The sequence below is a fragment of the Rosistilla carotiformis genome (assembly GCF_007753095.1).
GTDB classification, from domain to species: Bacteria; Planctomycetota; Planctomycetia; order Pirellulales; family Pirellulaceae; genus Rosistilla; species Rosistilla carotiformis.
Map to the genome: position 1 here is coordinate 6007315 of NZ_CP036348.1, position 18772 is coordinate 6026086.

16 protein-coding genes and 1 tRNA gene are annotated in these 18772 nt (G+C 57.8%); 15 read left to right on the forward strand and 2 right to left on the reverse strand.

From position 1 onward, the window contains the following. The first annotated feature begins 149 nt into the window (after positions 1-149). The 4 genes from Poly24_RS21780 to Poly24_RS21795 all read left to right on the forward strand — a co-directional run bounded on the left by Poly24_RS21780 (position 150) and on the right by Poly24_RS21795 (position 4049). Positions 150-803 (forward strand): DUF6677 family protein, encoded by a 654-nt coding sequence (locus Poly24_RS21780; protein WP_197452087.1) that lies wholly within the window; start codon positions 150-152, stop codon positions 801-803. After that, positions 803-994, forward strand: coding sequence for a hypothetical protein (locus tag Poly24_RS21785; RefSeq protein ID WP_145100613.1), 192 nt, complete (start codon positions 803-805; stop codon positions 992-994). Before Poly24_RS21780 ends, Poly24_RS21785 begins: the two co-directional genes overlap by 1 nt. Before the next feature lie 381 nt (positions 995-1375). Then, positions 1376-2476: a DUF1559 family PulG-like putative transporter gene (locus Poly24_RS21790; protein ID WP_145100616.1), complete on the forward strand. Its 1101-nt coding sequence runs from the start codon at positions 1376-1378 to the stop codon at positions 2474-2476. A 127-nt stretch (positions 2477-2603) separates the two neighbouring features. Continuing rightward, the gene (locus Poly24_RS21795; protein WP_231753279.1) at positions 2604-4049 is read left to right on the forward strand and encodes a sulfatase-like hydrolase/transferase; all 1446 of its coding nucleotides are present in this window, start codon (positions 2604-2606) and stop codon (positions 4047-4049) included. Between the two features lie 24 nt (positions 4050-4073). On the opposite strand, the gene Poly24_RS21800 is transcribed toward Poly24_RS21795, so the two are convergent. Beyond that, positions 4074-5375, reverse strand: a complete 1302-nt coding sequence (locus Poly24_RS21800) for a DUF4013 domain-containing protein (RefSeq protein WP_231753280.1) — start codon at positions 5373-5375, stop codon at positions 4074-4076. A gap of 336 nt (positions 5376-5711) precedes the next feature. On the opposite strand from Poly24_RS21800, the gene Poly24_RS21805 reads away from it, so the two are divergent. From Poly24_RS21805 to Poly24_RS21855, 11 genes are all read left to right on the forward strand, one after another. Next, complete coding sequence (locus tag Poly24_RS21805; RefSeq protein ID WP_145100619.1) at positions 5712-6101, forward strand: hypothetical protein; 390 nt, start codon at positions 5712-5714, stop codon at positions 6099-6101. Positions 6102-6322: 221 nt separating this feature from the next. After that, complete coding sequence (locus tag Poly24_RS21810; RefSeq protein ID WP_145100622.1) at positions 6323-7699, forward strand: trypsin-like peptidase domain-containing protein; 1377 nt, start codon at positions 6323-6325, stop codon at positions 7697-7699. A gap of 146 nt (positions 7700-7845) precedes the next feature. Continuing rightward, a tRNA-Ile gene (locus Poly24_RS21815) sits at positions 7846-7919 on the forward strand. Positions 7920-8292: 373 nt separating this feature from the next. After that, positions 8293-9297, forward strand: coding sequence for a DUF1559 domain-containing protein (locus Poly24_RS21820; protein ID WP_145100625.1), 1005 nt, complete (start codon positions 8293-8295; stop codon positions 9295-9297). Between the two features lie 117 nt (positions 9298-9414). Further along, complete coding sequence (locus Poly24_RS21825; RefSeq protein ID WP_145100628.1) at positions 9415-9855, forward strand: DUF4382 domain-containing protein; 441 nt, start codon at positions 9415-9417, stop codon at positions 9853-9855. A gap of 358 nt (positions 9856-10213) precedes the next feature. Then, entirely contained in the window at positions 10214-10570 is a 357-nt protein-coding gene (locus tag Poly24_RS21830) for a tellurite resistance TerB family protein (RefSeq protein WP_145100631.1), read from the forward strand. A gap of 18 nt (positions 10571-10588) precedes the next feature. Beyond that, the gene (locus Poly24_RS21835; RefSeq protein WP_145100634.1) at positions 10589-11302 is read left to right on the forward strand and encodes a YggS family pyridoxal phosphate-dependent enzyme; all 714 of its coding nucleotides are present in this window, start codon (positions 10589-10591) and stop codon (positions 11300-11302) included. A gap of 264 nt (positions 11303-11566) precedes the next feature. After that, complete coding sequence (locus Poly24_RS21840; protein ID WP_145100637.1) at positions 11567-13378, forward strand: HlyD family efflux transporter periplasmic adaptor subunit; 1812 nt, start codon at positions 11567-11569, stop codon at positions 13376-13378. Between the two features lie 4 nt (positions 13379-13382). Further along, positions 13383-14135: an ABC transporter ATP-binding protein gene (locus Poly24_RS21845; protein WP_197452088.1), complete on the forward strand. Its 753-nt coding sequence runs from the start codon at positions 13383-13385 to the stop codon at positions 14133-14135. Between the two features lie 74 nt (positions 14136-14209). Continuing rightward, on the forward strand, positions 14210-15553 hold the full coding sequence (locus Poly24_RS21850) for an ABC transporter permease (protein ID WP_145100643.1): 1344 nt from the start codon (positions 14210-14212) through the stop codon (positions 15551-15553). A 683-nt stretch (positions 15554-16236) separates the two neighbouring features. Beyond that, complete coding sequence (locus tag Poly24_RS21855) at positions 16237-17898, forward strand: sigma-70 family RNA polymerase sigma factor (RefSeq protein ID WP_145100646.1); 1662 nt, start codon at positions 16237-16239, stop codon at positions 17896-17898. Between the two features lie 144 nt (positions 17899-18042). On the opposite strand, the gene Poly24_RS21860 is transcribed toward Poly24_RS21855, so the two are convergent. Next, positions 18043-18726 carry a hypothetical protein gene (locus tag Poly24_RS21860; RefSeq protein WP_145100649.1) on the reverse strand — a complete coding sequence of 228 codons (684 nt, stop codon included), beginning with the start codon at positions 18724-18726 and terminating at the stop codon, positions 18043-18045. Between the last annotated feature and the right edge of the window lie 46 nt (positions 18727-18772).

An 18772-nucleotide genomic window follows, 5' to 3' on the forward strand; every position in this document is an offset into this window, starting at 1 on the left:
CCACGCCGCCAATGTGAGGTGGCGATCTCGCAGCTTCCCTTGGGGGATTTGGCAGGGGATGATCTGGTTCTAATCGCCATTTTGCGGCACAATGGTCCATTCGGCCTTGGGACGCAGTGACATCCAGGGCGTCCCGATCAGGAACCGCAATGTCCAGTCCTCGCAGCGAAAACAATCCCTCCGCGTTCCACCCAGGCCCCGGCGATCGCGTCGTGCAAGTCGATGGACAGACCGTCTATTTGCGCAAACCCGCACTGGCCGCCGTCTTGGCTTGGTTGGTCCCCGGTGCAGGACATCTGTATCAAGGCCGCACCCGCAAGGGCTGGATGTTCATGATCTGCATCCTATTGACCTACTTTTTCGGGTTTGCCATCGGCGGCGGGCATGTGGTTTACGCATCGTGGATCGATGGCGACAAGCGGTGGCACTATCTGTGCCAGTTGCCGGTCGGGCTGGTCGCCTTTCCGGCATTGATCGAAGGGAACAACATGCGGAAGCATACCGTGCGTGGGATCACCACCGCGGATTGGAAGCCGCTATTTGGCGAACTGATGGCGCCACCGCGTCGCCCGTTGCAAGAGAACGATGCCGACGACTTGGCAAGCTGGTATGCCGAACGGGGCGCCGGATACGAGATGGGAACGTGGTACACCATGATCGCCGGACTATTGAACGTGTTGGTGATCTTCGACGCCTACGCCGGTCCGCTAGCGATCGCGATCAGCGGCAAATCGGAACGTTCCACCAAAGAGGATTCGGCCGATGAAGCCAGCGATTCCGAAAACGAAAAGGGAGCTGTCTGATGTTGCCGATGACCCCCGTTTACATGCTGTATTTCATTCCGTTGCTGATCGCGATCAGCTTTGTCTACGCAGGGACGCGGCACGAAGATCCTAAAGAGATCATGGTGCAAGCGTGGCACACCGCGTACTGGATCATGGGCTTCATGGGGCTGATCTTTGTGCTGCTGTGGTTGATCGGCTGGTTCCTCTAAACGTCGCAGACCACGCCGCATCGATGTGGGGGAAACCACCACGAACGTTGCTCAATGGAGCGAATAGGCGAGCGACGTCGCCCAAAGATGAAGATTGCGTGAAGGTCTGATGAGATCTCCGTGTGGAACGCTTGCCCCACCATCTCTCAGTCCATACCTTTCCAAAGGTGGTGCGTTGGCATTGCCGTCGGATATTTGGTTGCGGACCGATCGAACCTGGGGAAAGCTTCACAAAGGCTAAGCTTTGGGGCGCATCGGATCTTCACACGCGGTGGATCCAATAGGCACTTGGGGATTCGAACTCGCAACGGCATCGTCGCGTTGCCGGCCCCGACCGCCACGGATCGACGTGGAAATCTTCTAAACCCAGGCAAAGCTGCTATGAAACGTCGCGGTTTCACGATCATCGAAATGTTGGTGACGATCACCATTATTGGCATCTTGGTCAGCCTGTTGCTGCCAGCGATCAACATGGCCCGCGAAGCGGCTCGGCAAACCCAATGCGCAAACAACCTGCGACAGATGGGAACCGCTTTGATCGCCCGTGCCGAACAAGACAAAGGCCGGCTGTGCAGTGGTTCCTTCGACTGGGCAAACGATGGTGCCGTGACCGACATTGGCTGGGTTGCCGATCTGGTTCGCGATGGCTTAGCCCCTAGCGAATTCCGCTGTGCCTCGAACCCGTCGCAGATCAGCGTCGCCTACCGCGATCTCATCCAAATGTCGGTCGCCGACGCCAGCAACGAAGCCTGTGCGCCACGTTTGGGAAAAGACGCGGTGACACAAGTCGATGGAACGATCGCCAAAAATTATGCGTTGACCATTACAGACAATGCGTATGGCCCGGCCAGTACCGAACGGATGCAGGTGCTGACGAGCGATGTCTACGATCGCGGATTCAACACGAACTATGCCGCCTCGTGGTTCCTGGTTCGCAGCGGTGTGCGGTTGGACGACGACGGCAACCTCGACCCGATCAAAGCGGCATGCAGTTCGGAGATGAATAGCCCGAACGTGACGTTGGGTGCGTTGACCACCAAACAGATCGATTCTGCCCGCGTCCCTGGCTACACGATCCCGCTGTTGTGCGACGCCAAGGCCAACGACACACTCTCGGAGAATATTGGCGACCGTTTGGCGGGCGAATTGATGACCCGCACGGTGGTGGGTGGTGCCATCACCACTTCCGGACTCGTCACGCCATCGTTTGCCGGGGGGACCGCACGCGAAGGTGCGTCGGGTTGGTGGAAGGTCTGGAACAAAGAAACACTGCAAGATTACCGCGGCATGTTTCCGCTGCATCGGGGCATCTGCAACGTCGTGATGGCCGATGGTTCGGTCAAACAATTGTTCGATGAAAACGAAGACGGCTTCATCAATAACGGCTTCCCGCGAGACAGCAACTTTCAATCCGACACGATCGAAGCCGGTCCGCTGCAACTGGCCAGCACCTACACGCTGACAGCCAGCGGCAGCGATTGATCACGAGCAAAAACGGCGTCATGGGGGGGCCGCCGGGCGTTGGTCCTTCCGACGCCCCCTGGAGATCTGGTGTAGAATCGTCAACCGACGTTCGCTCCCACCTCCAGGCTCTCCAAAGGACATCGCTGTGCTTCGCCTTCCTCTTCGGCTAGCAGCCTCGCTTCTGCTGCTCGCCAGCACGCTGCACGCCGCCCCTCAACCCAACATCCTGCTGATCGTCTCGGACGACCAAGGCTACAACGACCTCGGCATCCTCGGTAACGGGATCATCACTCCCACCCTCGACCGCTTGGCAAAGGAAGGGACGCGGCTGACGAACTTCTACGTCGCTTGGCCCGCTTGTACGCCGTCGCGGGCGAGTCTTTTGACCGGACGCTATCCGCAGCGCAACGGGATCTATGACATGATCCGCAATGAGGCTCCCGATTACGGCCACAAGTATTCACCGGAAGCGTACGACGTGTCGTTCGAGCGCGTCGGAGGGATGGACGAACGCGAAGTGATCCTACCCGCGGTTCTCCAACCGGCGGGCTACAAGTGCGGCATCTACGGCAAGTGGGACCTGGGAACACTGAAGCGTTTCCTGCCAACCTCGCGTGGCTTCGATGACTTCTACGGCTTCGTCAACACCGGCATCGACTATTTCACCCACCGGCGATATGGCGTCCCCAGCATGTTTCGCAACAAATCGCCAACGACCGAAGATGAGGGAACGTATTGCACGTACCTGTTTGAACGCGAGGCGATGCGGTTCATCGACCAACACGCCGGCAAGGCCCCGTTTTTTCTGTACCTGCCCTTTAACGCCCCTCACAATTCGTCGGCACTTGAACCGGAGATCCGGTCGTCGGTCCAAGCGCCGCAGGAATTCAAGGACATGTATCCGGCGGTCGATCCCGAAACACAGATCAATAAAAAGTATCGCTACGGTGCCCCGGCAACGGTTGCCACGCAAGCGGCACGACGGCGCGACTACCGCGCGGCCGTCACCTGCATGGATGCGTCAATCGGCAAACTGCTGGATCGTTTGCAACAATTGCAACAACTCGACAACACGATCGTGATCTTTTTCTCCGACAACGGTGGCAGCGGCGGTGCCGATAATGCACCGCTGCGCGGCCACAAGGGACAGACGTGGGAGGGAGGTATTCGCGTCCCCTGTATCGTCCGCTGGCCCGACGGCGGCGTGAAACCGATGCAGGTGAACGACGAACTTTTGTCGAGCCTCGAATTGTTGCCCAGCCTCGCCGCAGCCGCGGGGGCCGAAGCTCCCGACGATGTTGTACTGGACGGCTTCGATTGGTGGCCCACCCTCTGCAACCAACAACCATCGCCGCGCAAGGAGATGTTTTGGAAGCGACGCGATATGATCGGAGCGCGGGTCGGCCAATGGAAGTGGGTCGACATGGCGGGACGCACCGGAGGACTTTTTGATCTGGAAGCCGATCCGGGTGAACGCAATAACCTCGCCGAATCGCATCCTGAGGTTTTGCAACGCGTTCAAGCACGCTACGCCAACTGGATCGCCGAGATGGAAGCTGCCGAACCGCGAGGTCCGTTTCGCGATTTCTAAGCGCCGCACCCCGCCGCGGTGCGACTACACGCCCGCATTGAAGGGAACGGGAATTAACAGGGCGTGTTGCTGAAACCAAGTGGCCAGTCCATCCCAGCTTGTGAAGGCCGAAAGGAAGACGATCCCGAGGTAACCGAAGATGATCGGGAGGCACAGCAGACGCACGCCAATCCGCAGCGTCTTGTGCCAACGCGTCGCACCGGGTGTCCGCCGCTGACCTCGCCCGACGGCCAACCCAGTGAACAATCGCGCCGGCAGCATAAAGGCGACCATGACGATGCAAGGCAGCCAGACCACTTCCTGAGGTGTCGCTTCGATCTTCAGTAAATACAGCGGCACAGCAAAAAGCAGAGTGAGTGTCAGGCCGAGCCAGAAGAAAACCGGGGATGCCCGAAAGGCTTCGCGGATCGGACGCACTTCGAACATCGCTCGCCAGCGGTTCTCCGCCGCGAAACGGGCCTGCAGGAACGGCAGATACAGCAGCACGATCGCCATCGAGATGAAGCCGATGATTCCGACGAGCGCTGCGACGCCGGTCTGCCCATCGCGGGTCGTGCCGATCAAAATCGAAGCGGGAATCAACAGCCAGACGAGCGTGGCGAGTATGCCACGCGTGCCCAGCCAAAACAGTTGGCCCAGTTGCATCGAAGCGACAAAGTCCCACAAGCGATCGCGTGCTTCGATCCAAGTGGCTGGTCGCCAGACTTGTTTGAGAAACCGAATCGGCCGCGGCCAAAAGTAGCTCCGCAACCGGCCGCCGCGAAACCAAACCCATCCCAGGTGCGCCGCAATCAAGATCACCAAGGCGGTGCCGAAGACGGGCAACACCGCGGCAGCACGGCCTCCCGGATCAACCCATTGCGCCGCCTGAGCCCATGTGGCGACCAGCCGGATTGGCAAGGTCAAAATCAGTATCGCAACCACTGCGATGCCGATCCGGCCGGCTTGATCCAACAAGAACAATCCGTCCCGCAAACGCCCGCTGCGCGCGACTCGGCCGCTGACTTCCAACAGATACCCCAAGGCAATCAATTGCAGCACGGGGAGGGCGCTGAGCAACGCCAATAAAATGATCAGACTGGCGGTTTGAAATGGCCGGACCACGCCCCACTTCAACGCACCCGACGCAATCGATTTCCAGCGGCTACCGGATGGGTTCGCGTCCAAATTCCAACCGATATCTTGGAGGGGGACGTCCAGGATCGCAGGCGGTGTCGCACCGGGAACCCGTTCCGCGTCGATCAACATGTCAAAAGGCCCTTCCAGAGGTGGTTGCAGCGTTCCCCCAACGCAACGTTCGGTTTTCAACCGCCATGCCGGAGACATGACTTCCTACCGTCGCAAGCTTTCATTTTTAGCAGCCACGGCAAAGTCGTGCCTCCACATCAACGCATGCCGATGCAGTTGTCCCTACCGGTCTGATTCGCGGAACAAACGGGTATCTTGGCCATCGAACCCAATCCGCTTCAAAAAAACTGAAAACGCAGCCCCGTGCCCCCTCAATCCCCTTCGCATTCGCTGCAAAAATCGGACTTTTCAACATAATTGAAAAACTTCGCTCAGTTTACCTAATCGGAACACGTCGCGCATGACGATCCCTAGGGCAGGGGGATTTCGGTGCACGATTGCGCTCTGTCTCTCTCGAAATGCTAGCTGGCTGAGATGTTTCAAAAACCACAATTCGCGGTTTTCTTAACCCTTGCGATCTTATCGATCGCCAGCGGATGCCACTGTTTTCCTAGCGTTCGCTATCGCAATCCGCACGCTGCGGACTACGAATCTGCCTGTACCTGCGGCCTCAGCGACTGCATGGAATGCCAGCATCGGCGTGAGAAGAAAAACAAGGTTCCTTGGCCACTGTTCCATTCCCTCCCCACACGGCCCGTCTTCGAAGGTGGGGGAGCGATGCCAATGGCCGCCCCTTGCGATCCCGAAGCAATGGAAATGCTTCCTCCGCTGCGACCGCTGCCGTCATCGGGGGCCGCCGAACCAATCGACACTCCCCCAACGCAGCAGGAGGCTTCCCCGCCAGGCATAAACTACTCAGTCTAACCAGAGGGCCGAATCCACTCAGTCGACTGCGCAAGCCAGTTAAACCTTGCGGCTCAATGGTTGCAGGCGTCAAGCTGCTAACAACGATGTTCCGATGCTAAGGCTCGTAAGAGTTATAATAGGGAACATGTTGAGCCTCATCCCGCAGGTTTCGGTGCGTTCTCGCTAGCATGCCCTAACAAGGTATCGCGTAGGGACCTATGAAACTGCGACCCGCATCCATGACAAGACTTCTTCGAAGCAGCGTGTTGTGCCTGGCAACGATTTGCACGATGTTGGCCCACACCGCTCAGACGGCATCGGGTTCGAATCGTGAAACTCCGATCGTCCGGGTCGTTCGCGAAGCGTCACCGTCGGTGGTGAACATTCACGGACACAAGACGGTGCGTGCCGGTGGCCTTCCTGGCCAAGGCCAGTCGTTCCAACAGGTCAATGGCATGGGAACGGGAGTCGTGATCGATCCTCGCGGCTACGTCATTACCAACTTTCATGTCGTCCAAGATGTCAACGACATCCGCGTGACGCTGGCCGATGGCCGTCCGGCCGTTGCCCGCGTAATCGCTCACGACCTTCGCACCGATCTGGCCGTCTTAAAGATCGACGCTCGCGAGCCGCTTCCCGTGATTCGGATCGGAACCTCCGAAGATCTCTGGGTCGGCGAGACAGTGATCGCGATCGGCAACGCGTTTGGATACGAACATACAGTCACCCAGGGTATCGTCAGTGCGTTGCATCGCGATGTGCCGGTGAACGAAGAACAAAGTTACACCGATTTGATTCAGACCAGTGCCGAGATCAACCCTGGCAATTCGGGCGGCCCGTTGCTGAACCTTGATGGCCAGATGATCGGAATCAACGTCGCCGTCCGCGTGGGAGCTCAAGGGATCGCGTTTACGATTCCTGTCGACCAGGTGCTGGATATCGTGTCGGGTCTGATTCAACAGAAGACCGTCAATCAAATCACTCATGGAATCCGTGGCGTTACCCAGTGGAACGACAAGGATGAATCCGAATTTGTGGTCACCAGTGTCGCCAGCGGCAGCTCCGCCGAAAAAGAAGGAGTCGACACGGGAGATCGGATCTTGCAGATCAATGGTCACAGCGTCCGCAACCACATGGATTTCGAATTCGCGATGTTGGAACTGACATCGCGGGACGCAATCGAATTTGAAGTTGCCAACACCAAGGGGGACGTCACGCTGGTCTCACTGCGATCTCAGCCTCACCCGCGATCAAGCGAAACACCTGCCACTCCGGTAGCTCAGCGGATCTGGACCTCCTTCGGAATCCAAGGGGAACCTGTCGCAGAAACAACGATGCAGGACCTGAATCGTCGCATGGAAACCGCCTACGGAGCGGGGCTGAAGATCACTTCGGTCCGCCCCGGCAGCCAAGCCGATCGCCAGGGCATGCAATCGGGAGACGTCCTCTTGGGAATCCGCAACTGGCAGACGTCCAGCCTCAACGACCTCGACTACATCTTGCGAAGCGACGAATTTCGCAGCGGCAGCCAGTCGCAATTCTTCATCATCCGATCGAACAAGACGATGATTGGATACCTGCAAGTGGCCCAATCGGCCCGCCGCGCCACACGATGATCCTTCCGCAGGGGCGATCATTCCCCGCTTGAACCGAGCCGCCTGGGCGAAGATACTATGCTTTCGCATCGGCGGCGGTCTGATGAACGATCGTTTTGGTGAACGTTCGTCAAGCACGATCCCCGCGAAGCATGATGGTGAAATAAGGGGCGGTAGCTCAGTCGGTTAGAGCAGGGCACTCATAATGCCTTGGTCGCGGGTTCAAGTCCTGCCCGCCCTACTTCGCCATCGCGTCGACCTTCTCTGCAAAAGAGCCTATTCCTAAAGCACCCGATCGCTGGTTAGCGAACACTTACCGGGCTTTTGCATTCTGCCACCGTGTAGACGCCAAAATTTTCTGTTCCCGATCGCCGAAGCCTTACGGTGGCGAATCGAACAACGATTGCCAGGGCGGCCCCGATCCACCCCGATGCGTCGTCTCGATGGCGACTCGGCTTGTCGCACGGCAGTCAATCTTCTTGATTCAACGAACGATTGGCACTCAGGTTGCAGTAGCGAGCCTTACGAGGTTCGATTGAGCCCGTCCTTCCTACCCGCCTCGGATTTCCTTCCAGGCACCACCCTTCCTACCAACTATTCCTGGACCCTTCCCCATGAAGTCTAAGTCTCTGCGATCGGGATTCACCCTGGTCGAATTGTTAGTTGTCATCGCCATCATCGGTATCTTGGTCGGCCTGCTGCTTCCCGCAGTCCAAGCAGCTCGCGAGGCCGCACGCCGGATGTCCTGCTCAAACAACATGAAACAGATCGGTTTGGCACTGCATAACTACCACGACGTCCACAAGACGTTTCCCGTCGGCGCGTTCTACAACAGCAAAGGCACCAATTGGCGCGCTCTGATCCTGCCGTTCATCGAGGAGACCGCAGCACACGATCAGATTGATTTCGAAACCGGCACCTTCTGGGCACACAGCGGTCCGTTCACCAACAACACGGTATTGAGGACGCTGCGAATCGCCGGGTACGTCTGTCCGTCGAGTCCTCATGGGGCAACGAACATCGCCGACATTCCGCTGTCTCGCTATTCGACGACCGATATCACAAGCATGGTCATGGATTACGTCGGCGTCTCGGGGGCGACCCCCGACCTTAGTGGCCGGACGACTGCCTGCACGGCCGACAATATCGTCAGCGGCGGTACCTACTGCAACAACGGCATGATGATGGTCTACTTCAACAAGCGATTCCGCGATTGCACCGACGGCACGTCGAGCACGTTGATCATCGCCGAACAATCGGGAAACGTGAACGGCAAAGAAGCCAGCGCAAATCCGTTGGGCGGTTGGCACGGTTGGGTGAACAATTCGGGCGAACAGATGTTGGAAAACATGAGCCTTTCATCGTTCTCCAGCTTGGCCGCTTATGCGGGTGGAATCACCACAGTTCGTTATTCCCCCAACGCGTTCTGGAAATCGGGGGCTCCGTCGAGTGCTAGCAGCCAATACGAAGTGAACACCATCCTCAACTCGTTCCACCCGGGCGGAATCCACGGCCTGTTGACCGATGGCGCCGTCCGCTTTGTGACCGAGACGATCGAACTCGACACGATGATCAAGCTGAGCATTCGCGACGACGGCCAGGTGATGGGCGAGTTCTAACATTCACCTCGCTAAATGTTTCTGGCGGAACCAAGCGTTCCGCCATTGCGATCGTCTGCCGACAGGGCAATCGTTAATTGTCACACACATCTTCATCCACCACTCACAGACCAAACGATGCACTTCACTTTTAAACATTGCCCCAAGACGCACAGGCATGTTTTGCGTTCCCTGTTGGCGATGACGGGCCTCTTCGTTTCGATTGGGTGTGATCACGAACCCGACTACCTACACCCGGGCGAAGCGGTTTCGATCACGATCCTCTCAGGAGGCCAACCCGTGCCGGCGGGCCAATTAAACTTGTCCGGGCAGGGAGGCGGCGCGACTTTGGACCCGCAAGGTGTCGCCAGTCTCGAGCACGTCCCCTACGGAACCTATCAGGTGACCTTACTTCCTCCCGAAGTGGATCCCGTTCCACCGGAACCGGGCAGCGCCCCGTCGGCTGTCGCCACGCCGACTCCGTTTCCGAAAAAGTTCGCCTCTGCCAAGACGACTCCGCTGAGCATCACCGTCGCCGAAGGGACGGAAAATTCGTTCACGTTGGATATCAAGGAATGAGAGTCGTCCGGTAGGGAAAACAACGACTCCCGGCAGGCTCGCGAAACCTTCCGCGGTTGACGCAGCTAGCGATTACGTACTGCCGGCCTCGCCTCATCATCAAGACGCTTGCGTCTGCCGTCGGATTCCACGGCAGGTTGCCAATGCCATCGACGCGGAAGATAATGGATTCCGCAAGCGGAACCAACGGCGTCTTGGCAATCAGGGCCTGCCGTTTTCCAATCGAAGCGGGCTCAGTCTCCGCCCCGCGTTCGATTTGTCGACGTGAGGAAATGCGAGCCTTCCGCCAATTGGAATCGACGCGCCGTGAACGCCGCTTACGGATACATTTCGCGAACGCTTCGGGAACCCCCAATCGATGGATCGCATCGCTTACTTGAAAAATCTGGTCGTGATGGCCATCGCCGACGGCGCGCTGGCCGAACACGAACTGTCGCTGCTGAGCCAACGCTGCGCGGAACTTGGCTTCGAGGAACAGGAACTCTGCGACGCGGTCTCGTATGCCCTGGGGGATGATGCCCGGTTGGAACTGCCAACCGACGCGGAGGAACAGGAAGCGGTTTTGAGCGATCTGATTCGGATGATGGCCGCCGACGGGCAGATGTCTGAATCCGAAAAGCGTTTGTTTGCGTTGGCTGCTGCCAGGATGGAATTTTCGGGTGATAAGCTCGACCGTTTGATCGACCAAGTCGTCCGCACCAATCACCTCCAATAGAGTTGGAAACCAACGAACGTGACCGACCAGGTTTCCGCAACCATCCAGAAACGGATCGACGACAATTGGCAAGCAGTGTGCGATCAAGTCGACGCCGCGTGCTGTTCGGCGGGTCGAAGCCGCGAGGATGTGACCATCGTGGGGGTCACGAAATATGTCGACGCCGCGATGACGCAGGCATTGGTTCGGGCCGGCTGCCATGATCTTGGCGAGAATCGTCCGCAGGTGCTGTGGCAAAAAGCGGAAGCGCTGGCCGATCCATCGATCCGCTGGCATCTCATCGGACACTTGCAGCGGAACAAATCGCGGCGGACGGTGCCGTTGTTGCACCGCCTGCATTCGGTCGATTCGCTCCGCTTGGCCCAAACGGTCTCCGAAAACAGTGCCGAACTGGGGCAAAGCACCTCCTGCCTGCTGGAGATCAACGTCTCTGGCGATCAGCAAAAGCACGGTTTTGATCCAACACAGATCGACCAGATTCTCCCCGCATTGATCGCGTTGCCCGCGCTAAAAATTGTCGGCCTGATGGGGATGGCCTCGTTTGATCGCCCCGATCACGATCCGGCGGTCGATTTCGCCGCGCTGGCCGCTCTCCGAGATCGCTTGACCGCTACAACCGGACTGCCGTTGCCAGAACTTTCGATGGGCATGAGTGGCGATTTTGAAGCGGCGATCGCTCACGGATCGACCTGCGTACGGATCGGATCGCGGCTATTCGAAGGGGTCCGCTGACCCTCCGCCCCGCAATTCGATTGTTTTTGCGGTCTTAATCGTGTCGGCCGGGGTTTGACTGGTAATCGTCGCGTTTTTCGCACACCGTCGATGAAGCAGTGCATCGTGGGCGCTGCAAGTTTTGAGTTCGTTGCTTTCGCCGGCTCCCTAGCCGTCTATACTGAACTTTGATGTCGTGCGACGTCGTGATGACGCGCAGTCCCTCTGGATACATCCCCACCTTTCCGTTTGGCTGGCGCCCTTTGTCAGCGGAGATTCCCCCTCATGAAGCCTCGATTACAACCTGCCCCCATCCGCCGCGGCGGAATGCTGTCGATCCTATCGATTTTGATCGTTTTGGCCGCAGTGGGAGGAAGCGCCTACTGGTACGTCAAGATTCGTCCCGCCAAAGCGAAAAACACCGGTGAATTGATTACCGATGTCGTTCGTCGTGGCGCGTTCGACCACATCGTGCTCGAACAGGGGGAGATCGAAAGCAGTAAAAACATCGAACTCGAATGCGAAGTCGAGGCCCGCGGCGGCGGTGGCACGGCGATCCTGTGGGTCATCGATGAAGGAGCCCGGGTGAAAGCGGGTGACAAACTGGTCGAACTCGATTCGTCCCAACTGGAGCAGGACCTAAAGACGCAGCGGATCGTGCTACTGGGGGCCGAAGCCAATGTGACCAACGCAGCGGCATTGTTGAAACAGGCTGAGATCTCGCGGCAAGAGTACCTCGAGGGAACCTTTAAGACCGAAGAGAAAGCGATCCTCAGCGAACTGGCGGTCGCCGAACAGGAACTCCGTAAAGCGCAATTGGCCCTCGCCAGCACCCAACGACTTGTCGCCAAAGGGCTGGTCAAATCGCTGCAAATGGAAGCCGATCAGTTTGCCGTCGCCAATACGCAAAACCAACTGGAAGCTGCTCAGGGGCGGCTGAAGGTTTTGCAGGAACTGACCAAACAAAAGTTCCTGGTTCAATATGACAGCGACATCGAATCGGCTCGCGCGGTCCTCGAAGCGAACAAAAGCACGCTCAGTGAAGAACAGGACAAATATGCTGAGATGGAAGAACAGATCGAGGCCTGTGTGATCTACGCCCCTAGCGATGGGGTGGTTGTTCACGCCAACCGCTTCAGCAGCCGCGGCGGCAACGCCGAATTTGTCGTCGAAGCGGGCGCAACCGTTCGCGAACGGCAAGCGATCATCCGCCTGCCCGATCCGACGCAGATGCAGGTTAAAGCGAAGATCAATGAATCGCGGATCGCCTTGGTTTCCGAAGGCATGCCATGCAAGATCAGCGTCTCGTCGCTCAACGGCGTCGAACTGTTGGGCCAGGTGACCAAGGTCAACCGCTACTCCGAACCAAGCAGCTTCTTTACGTCGTCGATCAAGGAATACGCCTGCTCGATCGCGATCATCGATCCACCTGAAAGCATCCGCACCGGGATGACCGCCGAGGTGCAGATCTTTGTCCAACAGAAACCCGACGCGTTGCAGATCCCGATCCAGGGGGTCTACGAACACAGCCAACAAACGTTTGCTTTGGTGCGCACCCCGCAGGGCAAATTCGAAACTCGCAAGATCGAAATCGATGCGACCAACGACAAATTGGCTGCGATCGCATCGGGCTTGGACGAAGGGGATGAGATCGTTTTGAACCTGCGTCAGCATTTGAATCTCTTAACCGATCTACCGACCGCATCGACCGATACCAACACCGGCTTGGCTGGTTTGATCGAAGGCAAAACAGGCGTCTCGGTCACCAATGGCGCTCCCCCCAATGCGCCCCAACCAGCCGATGGGCCCAGCCCCGCGCAAGCCTCCGCCCCTGGCGGCGAAGGACCTCGCGGTCCTGGAGGTCGGGACGGTGGCGGACCGCCGTCGCCAGCGGCGATCGTCAAACGCATCTTCGACGAATCGGACACCGACAAAGACGGTTCGCTTTCGGAAGAGGAGATCGGGCAGATGGAAGACCGTCGTCAATCGATGGCCAAAGCGGCCGATGCCGACAGCGATGGCAAAGTCACGCGCGCCGAACTTACAAGCGCGATGGCTGCTCGCTTCGCCGCCTCCAACAACGGCGCGGGGCGATAATCCGATGGTCCGACTGGCGACTTCGATCCGCGATCTGAAGAAGGAATACGTGCTCAAAAGCGAAACCGTCCGCGCGCTGCGCGGCGTTTCGTTCGACGTGCCCGAGGGTGACTACGTTGCCATCATGGGCCCTTCGGGCAGCGGCAAAAGCACGCTCCTGAACATGCTCGGCTGCCTCGACAAACCCTCCAGCGGACAACTGCTGTTGGGGGACGACGACATATCGCGCATGACCGACGACAAACTGGCCGAGGTCCGCAGCCGCCGGATCGGATTTGTCTTCCAATCGTACAACCTGATCCAACAATTAACCGTTGTTGAAAACATCCAAGTGCCGCTGTATTACCAGGGGCGACTGGGGCCCAAGGAGCGTCAACGCTGCGTCGAACTGGCCGCACTTGTCGGCTTGCGCGATCGCTTGGACCACCGCCCGACACAACTGTCCGGCGGTCAACAGCAACGCGTGGCGATCGCGCGCTCGCTGGTCAACGATCCCTATTTTATCCTCGCCGATGAACCGACCGGAAACCTCGATTCGCGGACAACCGCTGAGATCTTGGCAATGTTCGATCAATTGAACAACGAGGGGCGGACGATCATTCTGGTCACGCACGAAGACGACGTCGCTGAACGGGCCCGCCGCATCGTTCGTCTGAAGGATGGCCTGCTGTGCAGCGACAAACAAAACAGCGAGGAAGAGCGAACCAGAGCGCGCCAGGCTTCGCTGGCTGCCGCCGAAGCGGTCCGCGACGAATAAGCCCCTGCCGCCGACGTTTCCCTTGCCGATTCACCCTACGAAGCATTGCCAACACCGACGAAACCTGAACATCTATGTTGCTTCTGAGAACCTTCCGACTGGGCGTCAAGAGTTTGATGCTGCATCCGCTCCGCAGCGGTCTGACGATGCTTGGCATCTTGATCGGCGTCGCGGTCGTGATCGCGCTGACGGCGATCAGCAACGGTGCCAGTCGTGTAGTCCAGGAACAGATCGAGAGCCTTGGTGCGGACACGATCATCGTCCGCACCGTCAAGCCGCCAAGCGACGTCTTCGCCGGCCGCAGCGCGGTTCCTTACGGTCTGCAACGCGACGAACTGGAACTATTGATCGCCACCGTGCCGACGATTCGCAGCGCCCTGCCGATTCGTGAAATCAAACGCCAGTTCATGTACCAGGACCGGTCGATCGATGGCCGCTTGGTCGGCTGCACTCCCGAATATGCCGAAGTCACGAAATTGGAACTGCAACCGGGCCCCGAGGGAGATTCAGGCCAATTCATCACCGACCTGAACAACGTCAAACGGGACAGCGTCTGCGTATTGGCGGCCAAGGTGGCTGAAAAGCTGTTCCCATTTGAAAACCCGATCGGCAAGCGGATCTATCTTCCCGAGCACACCGATTTTTATCGTGTCGTCGGGGTGCTGAAGCACCGCACTGCATCGGCCGCGATCGGCGGCTCGCTCGATTCGCAGGACTTTTCCAGCGATGTCTACATCCCGCTGAAGACACTCGAACAGCGGATCGGCGATACGATCGTGACCCGCGGCAGCGGCAGCTTTTCGATGGACATCGTCGAACTCAACCAGATCACCCTGAAGATCGATAAGGTTAGCAATGTGCGAACAACGGCCGCGTTTATCGAAGATCTGTTGGGGCCGCGGCATGCGGCTTTAAACGACATCTCGGTCGTCTTCCCACTCGAATTACTAGAACAAGCCGAGAACATGCGGCTGATGTTTATCGGCATCGGCGTCCTGATCGCCTTCATCTCGCTGTTCGTCGGCGGTATCGGGATCATGAACATCATGTTGGCCAGCGTCACCGAACGGACGCGCGAGATCGGGATCCGCCGCGCCCTGGGGGCGAAGCGCGCCGATATCGTTTGGCAATTTCTCGTCGAAACAATCGTTCTCAGCTTCGTCGGATCGCTGCTTGGAATCGTCCTGGGGCTGCTGAGTCCTTGGATGTACGACGGCATGCGATTACTGGCCACCGAGTTCATCCCCGAGAAGCTCGCTGCGCTACCGGAGGCGATCCGTGAGGCGCGGCCACAAATCGTCCAGCTATCGATTCCGATTGCTGTGGTGATCGCGATGGGCGTCGGAATCCTCAGCGGCCTCTATCCCGCGATTCGCGCTGCTCGCATGAATCCGATCGAAGCATTGCGTCACGAATAAACGCCGCGGCGAGGGCTGCCACTGGAATTCACCAGGTGAATCGGCGCAGGAACTGCGTCGGTTGCCCTCTCGATACAATAGAGACAGGCTAAAGGCATCCTAGGTGGCCAAATTGGCAGCGTGGTGGTGCAAATTGCGACAACCTGGCGTCAAATTGATACCACAGGACAGTTTTTACACGGCTTGGGGACAGGATACGAACAACTTACAAAGCTCCAAAGGTGGGTGACCGAAGCGGGCTAAAAAATTTAAGTCCTTTGTTTTCAGACACTTAGTCGAAATTGGACGGAAATTCATGAACGCTTTTATTCTGTTTGGCCTCTAATTTCCTAGTAAGGACCTGTGACTCGAAGCTTTCTGGAATGTGTGGTGTGGTTCACAACGGATCCCGCGTACTCATGATAGGATTCAAATTGTAGGGCAGACGCCCAAGATTGATTGAGTTGGAACGATGTACATGGACAACGGTATCCATTTATGAAATCAAGGTGTTGAAAAGAACTCAACACGTTTGGTTTTCGTAACATGGGTTGGTTGAGGGACAAGGAGTCCGGAAGCCGCCGTCCGTGTTAACCCGCCTCGGGAAGAGGCGAATCCCGGGCCTAATTTTAGGCAGCAATGACGGAGCGACCCGCCGGGGTCGTAGGGATGCCGTCGCTGTCGGTATACGGGGAATATGTGTGATGCACGAAGACTATCGCGACCAAGCTGTCAAGGAACTGCGCGACCACCTACGTTTTGCTCCTCGCAGCAAAAAGTTGGAACAAGCCGCGCGTGCGGAGAAGTTGCTCTCGGAAATCGAGATCAACAAGGATTATCCTTATGATCTCGTCTGCTACCGCATCACGGAATACCGCCCCGAGCAACCCTCGCGTCGATTGGTGCACGGCAAAGATATCCGTCACGACCTGCGTCTGTTCGTTGAAGACGTTTCGGACGCCGCCGATGTCAATGCCGACGAAGCGACCGAACCGGTCCACACCGTCGACGATCTCAGCAAGATGTTTAACGTCTCGACCAAGACGATCAGCCGTTGGCGTGATCAGGGCTTGGTGAGCCGCCGCTTCGTGTTTGAAGGACGCAAGCGCGTCGGCTTTCTGCACAGCAGCGTCGAGCACTTTGTTGCCCGTAATAAGGATCGCGTCAAGCGAGGCGAACGCTTCAGCCAATTGAGCGAAGATGAGAAGGGGGAGATGATCGAACGCGCTCGCCAAATGGCGACTCGCGGTACCAGCCTGTCGGAAGTCACCCGCCGCTTGTCGGCGCGGATGAGCCGCAGTGCTGAAACGATCCGCTACACCCTGAAGAACTACGATGCCGAGAATCCCCAACTGGCGATCTTCCCAAATCATCGCGGTGCATTGACCGAAGATGACAAGCGAGCGATCTTCCAATTGGCCCGTCGCGGCACGACCGTCCCTCAATTGTGCAAGCGTTACGGCCGTACGCGTAGCAGCATCCAACGGATCCTCGTCGACATGCGAGCCGCTCGGATCATGGAACTGCCGTTGGACTACATGTACAACGAAGACTTCGAAAACGCGAAACTCGAACCAGAAATCCTCGGTGCAATGCCCGAACCAGAGAAAGCGCCGCGCAAGCTGCGTGTTCCCGCGGGACTGCCACCTTATCTGGCCAGCTTGTACGACGTGCCGCTGTTGGATCGCGAACAGGAATATTACCTGTTCCGTAAGATGAACTACCTCAAGCACAAAGCGAACAAGCTGCGCGAGCAACTGGTTCCCGGCAACGCCAAGGGTTCGCTGATGGACGAAATCGAAGCCCTTTACGAACAAGCGGTGCAGACCAAAAACAAGATCGTTCAATCGAACCTGCGTCTTGTCGTATCGATCGCGAAACGACACGTGGGATCGACCGACGACTTCTTCGGTCTGGTCAGCGACGGCAACATGTCGTTGATCCGCGCGGTCGAAAAGTTCGATTACGCTCGTGGCAACAAGTTCAGCACGTACGCTAGCTGGTCGATCATGAAGAACTTCGCCCGCACGATTCCGGACGAATTCAAGCACCGCGATCGCTTCCGCACCACGGGTGAGGAACCGTTCCTGGCCGCTCAAGATGAACGTAAAGATCCCATCGCCGAAGAATCGGCGCATCAACGTCGCCAACGTCAGGTCAATCGAATCCTGAATCGCTTGGACGATCGCGAACAACGGATCATCAGCGCTCGCTTTGGATTGGGACGCCGTAATGAACCACAGACCTTGAAAGAGGTCGGCGAAGAGTTGGGCGTCACCAAAGAGCGGATTCGCCAGATCGAAGCCCGTGCGTTGTCGAAGCTGCGTGAAGCTGCCAACGCGGAAAAGATCGAAATCGATCTGTAGTCCAAAGCCTTCGGGCCAATAACTATATCAGTGTGTCGCAGTGAGCGGTCGGCCTGTTTCCCCAATCCGACGACCGCAAACTGCGACCGCTGTTCGGATTCTCCAGCCCTCGACGGCGGATTGCTTTAAGTCGTTCTGTCGACGCTACAAAAGCAGAAAGACAAAACCGGCGGTTGCCAAACCCTGTAACGTTGCCGCGTGCAGCTTGCATTCAAACGGTCGCATGCGGGGCATTTGTTCGCAGCAGCGACAATCGCCTAAGGCACAATGCGTCTTGCAGGGGGGATCGGCGGCGACTTGATACGGCAGGGTCACCGTGTTGGCAAGAAAATGGAGAGCGGAAACGGCGGTCGTTGCGATCCCACACCCATTGCCACAACGTTCCAGATCGGGCTCTTCAAAATACAACGGATTGTGACACGAACAGATCGGATAACGATCGAAGGGTGCAAACGGCAGAAATTCCGCGGTGATGACGGTCACTTCTCCCGAAAGTTGGGCGGCCGCTTTGTCTTCGGGCGACTTCGAACCATCCGAAACCGGTTCCAACCGAATCTGCCCCAATGGCTTCGTCAGTCTCGCCATACGCTCCGCAATCGGATCGCGTTTGGCCGAATCGGCCTCCCCGGAAGCCGTCGTTGTCTCACTTTCGTCCGATGGCTGCTCCACAGGTAGCGCAGCCGGTGCAACTTCGATCATCGCGACCTGAAACCGTCCGGCAGGCCCGTATTGCCGTTCCAGATCGACCGCTGCGGTCTCCCCGGAATTGAAAATCGGGGTCGTGGAGAGGGCTAGCAAAGCCGCGATTGTAGAGATTGGATGGCGCATCGATCGTTGCTCAGGAAGAAAGGATGCCACCGACCCTCCAAATCGA

Coding starts and splice junctions, on each gene's coding strand:
- Poly24_RS21780 (WP_197452087.1), top strand. CDS start 150: ATGTCCAGTCCTCGCAGCGAAAACAATCCCTCCGCGTTCCACCCAGGC.
- Poly24_RS21785 (WP_145100613.1), top strand. CDS start 803: ATGTTGCCGATGACCCCCGTTTACATGCTGTATTTCATTCCGTTGCTG.
- Poly24_RS21790 (WP_145100616.1), top strand. CDS start 1,376: ATGAAACGTCGCGGTTTCACGATCATCGAAATGTTGGTGACGATCACC.
- Poly24_RS21800 (WP_231753280.1), bottom strand. CDS start 5,375: ATGTCTCCGGCATGGCGGTTGAAAACCGAACGTTGCGTTGGGGGAACG.
- Poly24_RS21805 (WP_145100619.1), top strand. CDS start 5,712: ATGTTTCAAAAACCACAATTCGCGGTTTTCTTAACCCTTGCGATCTTA.
- Poly24_RS21810 (WP_145100622.1), top strand. CDS start 6,323: ATGACAAGACTTCTTCGAAGCAGCGTGTTGTGCCTGGCAACGATTTGC.
- Poly24_RS21820 (WP_145100625.1), top strand. CDS start 8,293: ATGAAGTCTAAGTCTCTGCGATCGGGATTCACCCTGGTCGAATTGTTA.
- Poly24_RS21825 (WP_145100628.1), top strand. CDS start 9,415: ATGCACTTCACTTTTAAACATTGCCCCAAGACGCACAGGCATGTTTTG.
- Poly24_RS21830 (WP_145100631.1), top strand. CDS start 10,214: ATGGATCGCATCGCTTACTTGAAAAATCTGGTCGTGATGGCCATCGCC.
- Poly24_RS21840 (WP_145100637.1), top strand. CDS start 11,567: ATGAAGCCTCGATTACAACCTGCCCCCATCCGCCGCGGCGGAATGCTG.
- Poly24_RS21845 (WP_197452088.1), top strand. CDS start 13,383: ATGGTCCGACTGGCGACTTCGATCCGCGATCTGAAGAAGGAATACGTG.
- Poly24_RS21850 (WP_145100643.1), top strand. CDS start 14,210: ATGTTGCTTCTGAGAACCTTCCGACTGGGCGTCAAGAGTTTGATGCTG.
- Poly24_RS21855 (WP_145100646.1), top strand. CDS start 16,237: ATGCACGAAGACTATCGCGACCAAGCTGTCAAGGAACTGCGCGACCAC.
- Poly24_RS21860 (WP_145100649.1), bottom strand. CDS start 18,726: ATGCGCCATCCAATCTCTACAATCGCGGCTTTGCTAGCCCTCTCCACG.